1 protein-coding gene is annotated in these 461 nt (G+C 54.9%); it reads left to right on the forward strand.

Annotated features, from left to right (window positions below; translation table 11 throughout):
* Positions 1 to 360: transposase (locus CEF10_RS16725; protein WP_232796565.1), on the forward strand; the 360-nt coding region annotated here is incomplete at its 5' end.
* Between the last annotated feature and the right edge of the window lie 101 nt (positions 361 to 461).

Below are 461 nucleotides of genomic sequence, written 5' to 3' on the forward strand. Positions count from 1 at the left end.
CCGCCATCCGTGATGATCTCAACTTCGGACATGAGCACATGCTTAGGGATATCCCTAAGCCTCCTGGTTCAGGCCCACGTGTCCGGTCGAAAATGGGGCCAGTTCACGAGCGTTCTGTTGACCGACAGAGGCTATGATGCTGACAGCATTCGGAAAAAGATGGAGACGCGGGACGTGCTCACCCAAATTCCTATGCGCAAATCGCGCAAGATGCGCGTCGGCGTGGATCATTCGCTGTATTCGTTGCGAAACTTGGTTGAGCGCTGCTTCAACAAGTTGAAGAACGCTCGCCGGGTCGCAACCCGTTACGACAAACCCGCCGAGAGCTTCCTTGGCTTCATAGACATCACGTTCATCTGAACCGCCCCGGGTTTCCGAGAGGCTTCTTTGTTCAAAACCTACGCGGCTTTTTCAAGGGTGTTCATCTGTGCGTAGAACGCCTCCTCCACTTCTTGCGGCGG

The organism is Roseovarius salinarum (genome assembly GCF_002834145.1).
GTDB lineage: Bacteria > Pseudomonadota > Alphaproteobacteria > Rhodobacterales > Rhodobacteraceae > Roseovarius > Roseovarius salinarum.